The sequence below is a fragment of the Amycolatopsis echigonensis genome (assembly GCF_014174495.1).
GTDB classification, from domain to species: domain Bacteria; phylum Actinomycetota; class Actinomycetes; order Mycobacteriales; family Pseudonocardiaceae; genus Amycolatopsis; species Amycolatopsis echigonensis.
Genome location: NZ_JACJHR010000188.1, coordinates 1 through 3,450 on the forward strand (window position 1 = coordinate 1; position 3,450 = coordinate 3,450).

Annotated in this window: 7 protein-coding genes; all 7 read left to right on the forward strand. The window is 71.5% G+C overall.

What is annotated here, in order from left to right; translation table 11 throughout:
* On the forward strand, window positions 1-535 hold a 535-nt coding region (locus H5411_RS45965; RefSeq protein ID WP_183127953.1), incomplete at its 5' end, for a P-loop NTPase family protein.
* Between the two features lie 2 nt (window positions 536-537).
* Window positions 538-849, forward strand: coding sequence for a hypothetical protein (locus H5411_RS45970; protein ID WP_183127954.1), 312 nt, complete (start codon window positions 538-540; stop codon window positions 847-849).
* A 41-nt stretch (window positions 850-890) separates the two neighbouring features.
* The gene (locus H5411_RS45975) at window positions 891-1,127 is read left to right on the forward strand and encodes a hypothetical protein (RefSeq protein ID WP_183127955.1); all 237 of its coding nucleotides are present in this window, start codon (window positions 891-893) and stop codon (window positions 1,125-1,127) included.
* A gap of 48 nt (window positions 1,128-1,175) precedes the next feature.
* Window positions 1,176-1,283 (forward strand): mycofactocin precursor MftA, encoded by a 108-nt coding sequence (gene mftA, locus H5411_RS45980; RefSeq protein WP_183127956.1) that lies wholly within the window; start codon window positions 1,176-1,178, stop codon window positions 1,281-1,283.
* Window positions 1,273-1,560: a mycofactocin biosynthesis chaperone MftB gene (gene mftB / locus H5411_RS45985; protein WP_183127959.1), complete on the forward strand. Its 288-nt coding sequence runs from the start codon at window positions 1,273-1,275 to the stop codon at window positions 1,558-1,560. The genes mftA and mftB overlap by 11 nt, the downstream gene beginning before the upstream one ends.
* The gene (gene mftC / locus H5411_RS45990; protein WP_183127957.1) at window positions 1,560-2,732 is read left to right on the forward strand and encodes a mycofactocin radical SAM maturase; all 1,173 of its coding nucleotides are present in this window, start codon (window positions 1,560-1,562) and stop codon (window positions 2,730-2,732) included. The genes mftB and mftC overlap by 1 nt, the downstream gene beginning before the upstream one ends.
* 2 nt (window positions 2,733-2,734) lie before the next feature.
* A partial coding sequence (gene mftE / locus H5411_RS45995; RefSeq protein ID WP_183127958.1) for a mycofactocin biosynthesis peptidyl-dipeptidase MftE occupies window positions 2,735-3,450 on the forward strand: 716 nt, incomplete at its 3' end.

Below are 3,450 nucleotides of genomic sequence, written 5' to 3' on the forward strand. Positions count from 1 at the left end.
GTTCGGCCTGGAGGCCTTCGCGCGTTCCTTCCCCGAGGAGATCCCCGCGCACGCGAGGCGCAGGGTGCTCCTTGCGCAGGCGTTGGTGTCCGGCATGTCGCTGATCGTCCTCGACGACGTCGACACCGCGTTCGATTCCCGCTACACGGGCGCCATCGTCAGGGCGATCAAGTCGGTCAACGAGAAGGCGCGGGCCACGGTATTGATCACGACGCACGACCTGGACTTCGCGCGGGAAGTGGCTCACGAGGTCGCCGTCCTGTGGAACGGCAAGATCGTCTCCCACGGGCCGCCGGACGTCCTCCTGCGCGGCGTGCGGACCGGCGAAGAGTTCGGCAGGCGGTTCTTCCGGACGGACCTCGCCGGGCCGCTGCGCAGGGACGTCGTCGAAGGCGGCTTGCGAGGCGGCCAGCCGGCGAGGCGGTTCTTCGCGATCGATCCCGACCTGCCGGTGTGGTGCGTGGTCGCGCTCCTGCTGCTGGTGATCGTCTTCGTGTTCTGGTCCAGCGCGGGCACCGTCTTCGGCGGGTCGTGACGATGGGTGATCCGTACCTGCGGAGCGTCCGCACGGCCGAGCTGACGGCCTTGGCCCGTGCGATCAGGATCGTCGACGACCACGGCGATCTCAACCACCGCTACGAGGCACTGATCGACGACTCGCAGGTCGTGCTGGACAGCAACCGGATCCGGTTGACCCAGGCACGGGGCCTGGCCAAACGGCTGGTCGTCCTGGCCAAGGCGGCGGGAACCGAAATGCGAGCCCAGCTGACGAGAACCGAACGAGACGTGCTGGACGCGGGCCTTGCCCAGGCGGACGGGCTCATCCGGACCGCCGATTCCGGCGCGTAGTGGCGAAGGGCCGGGATCGGCCGGAGTGTCGAGGAGTGGAAATGACGAATACCGAATGCCGGTGCCTGTGCGCTCCCGCGGGGCACCACGCGAGCAACTGCGCGGGTCTGGCGCGCCCGGGCAAGTTCGTGCCGTTGGCCGGCGCGCAGCCGTCGGCCCGCGTTCCCGCCTGTGGCCCGTGCCACCGGGCGACGATGACCGCCGCGGTCGGCTTCGTTCCGGTCCCCGCCCGGGGCCGGATGGTTGCGCGGCTGGGAATCCGGTCCGGCGCCGCGTAGCGCCGGCCCGTAGCCGATGTCCGAATCCCCAGTATCGAAGGAGTCATGATGGACGAGAACACCGTGGGGCAGGCCACCCTCGCCGAGGATGTCGTGGTGGCCGAAGACCTGCTGGTCGAGGAGGTCTCGATCGACGGGATGTGCGGTGTCTACTGACACCGGCACCTTCGATCTGGACACGGCGTGGCGGTTGGACGACCGGGTGTCGATCCGGCCCGAGCGGTTCGGGGCGCTGCTGTACCACTTCGGCACCCGCCGCCTGTCGTTCCTGAAGAACCCGGCGCTGCTGACCGTCGTCCGGTCCCTGGCCGACCACCCGAGCGCCCGCGCCGCCTGCGCGGGCGCCGGGGTGGGCCGGCCCGAGCTGCCGCGTTACCGCGCCGCGCTGGCCGCACTGGCCGCGTCGAGCATGATCCAGCCGAGGAGTCTCTGATGTCCCTTGTGGACGAGTTCCAGTACGGGCTCGACGCGCCCATCTGCCTCACGTGGGAACTGACCTACGCCTGCAACCTTTCCTGCGTGCACTGCCTGTCCTCCTCGGGACGGCGGGACCCGCGCGAGCTGTCCACCGCGGAGTGCAAGGCGCTGATCGACGAGTTCGAGCGCATGCAGGTCTTCTACGTCAACGTCGGCGGCGGCGAACCCACCGTCCGCCCGGACTTCTGGGAGCTCGTCGACTACGCGACCGAGCACCACGTCGGGGTCAAGTTCTCCACCAACGGCGTCAAGATCACCCCGGAGGTGGCGCGGCGCCTGGCCGCGAGCGACTACGTCGACGTCCAGATCTCCCTCGACGGCGCCACCGCCGAGGTCAACGACCACGTCCGCGGCCCCGGCTCCTACGCCACCGCGATCCGCGCGATGGAGCACCTGGCCGACGCGGGCTTCGAGAACTTCAAGATCTCCGTGGTGATGACCCGGCACAACGTCGGCCAGCTCGACGCGTTCAAGGCGATCGCCGACCGCTACGGCGCCCAGCTGCGGATCACGCGGCTGCGCCCGTCCGGCCGCGGCGCCGACACCTGGGACGAGCTGCACCCGACCGCCGCCCAGCAGCGTTCGTTGTACGACTGGCTGGTGGCGCACGGCGAAAACGTGCTCACCGGGGACTCGTTCTTCCACCTCGCCGGCTACGGTGAAGGCGATTTGCCCGGCCTGAACCTGTGCGGCGCCGGGCGGGTGGTGTGCCTGGTCGACCCGGTCGGCGACGTCTACGCGTGCCCGTTCGCCATCCACGAGACCTTCCTCGCCGGCAACGTCCGGGACGCCGGCTTCACCCCCGTGTGGCGGCAATCCGAGCTGTTCACGTCGTTGCGGAGCCCGCAGAGCGGCGGCGCCTGCACGTCGTGTTCGGCGTTCGACGCCTGCCGCGGCGGCTGCATGGCCGCGAAGTTCTTCACCGGCCTGCCGCTGGACGGCCCGGACCCGGAGTGCGTCCGCGGCCATGGCGAGCTCGCGTTGGCCGGGGTTGCGGCGGGGAGCGTCCCGAAGCCGTCGCTGGACCACTCCCACCGGAAGCGCAAGCCGGTCCCGGTCACCATCGGGATGCGCCGCCCGCCGGAGCGCGCCTGCGACGAGAATCCCCTCGCGGGATTCAGGCGCTGACCGTGCGGCTCGCGGACCTGTCCTGGCCGGACGTCGCGGCCCATGCGGCGGCCGGAGCGATCCTGGCCGTGCCGGTCGGCGCGACCGAGCAACACGGCCCGCACCTGCCGCTCTCGACCGACACGGACATCGCGCTCGCGCTGTGCGACCGGCTGGCCGAGAAGCGGCCGGACGTCCTGGTGGCGCCGGCCGTGGCCTTCGGGTCCAGCGGCGAGCACGCCGGGTTCGCCGGGACGCTCTCGATCGGCCAGGAGGCGACCGAGCTCCTGCTGGTCGAGCTGGGCCGGTCCGCGGCGGAGACGTTCACGCGCGTGCTGTTCGTCTCGGCGCACGGCGGCAACGCGGCGCCGGTCGCCCGGGCTGTCGCCCGGCTGCGGGCGGAGTCCCGGGACGTCGAGGTGTTCCAGCCGCACTGGACCGGGGACCCGCACGCCGGACGACCGGAAACGGCGCTGCAGCTGGCCTTGCGGCCGAACGCGGTGCGGATGGACCGGGCCGTCGCAGGGGACCGCAGGCCGCTGGGAGAGGTGCTGCCGCTGCTGCTGAACGGCGGGGTGCGGGCGGTGACGGCGACCGGCGTGCTCGGCGACCCGACGCCCGCCACGGCGAGCGAAGGCGTGGCGCTGCTGGACCGCTTGGTCGTGGATCTCGTGTCCCGGGTGGACCGTTGGTGCTCCGCCACCGGAAGCGAACTGAGCACTCCGGGCGAGGTGGTGCC

Excerpts from the sequence above, each read along its gene's own strand:
- mftC (WP_183127957.1), top strand. The coding sequence starts at position 1,560 with ATGTCCCTTGTGGACGAGTTCCAGTACGGGCTCGACGCGCCCATCTGC.
- H5411_RS45975 (WP_183127955.1), top strand. The coding sequence starts at position 891 with ATGACGAATACCGAATGCCGGTGCCTGTGCGCTCCCGCGGGGCACCAC.
- mftA (WP_183127956.1), top strand. The coding sequence starts at position 1,176 with ATGGACGAGAACACCGTGGGGCAGGCCACCCTCGCCGAGGATGTCGTG.
- H5411_RS45970 (WP_183127954.1), top strand. The coding sequence starts at position 538 with ATGGGTGATCCGTACCTGCGGAGCGTCCGCACGGCCGAGCTGACGGCC.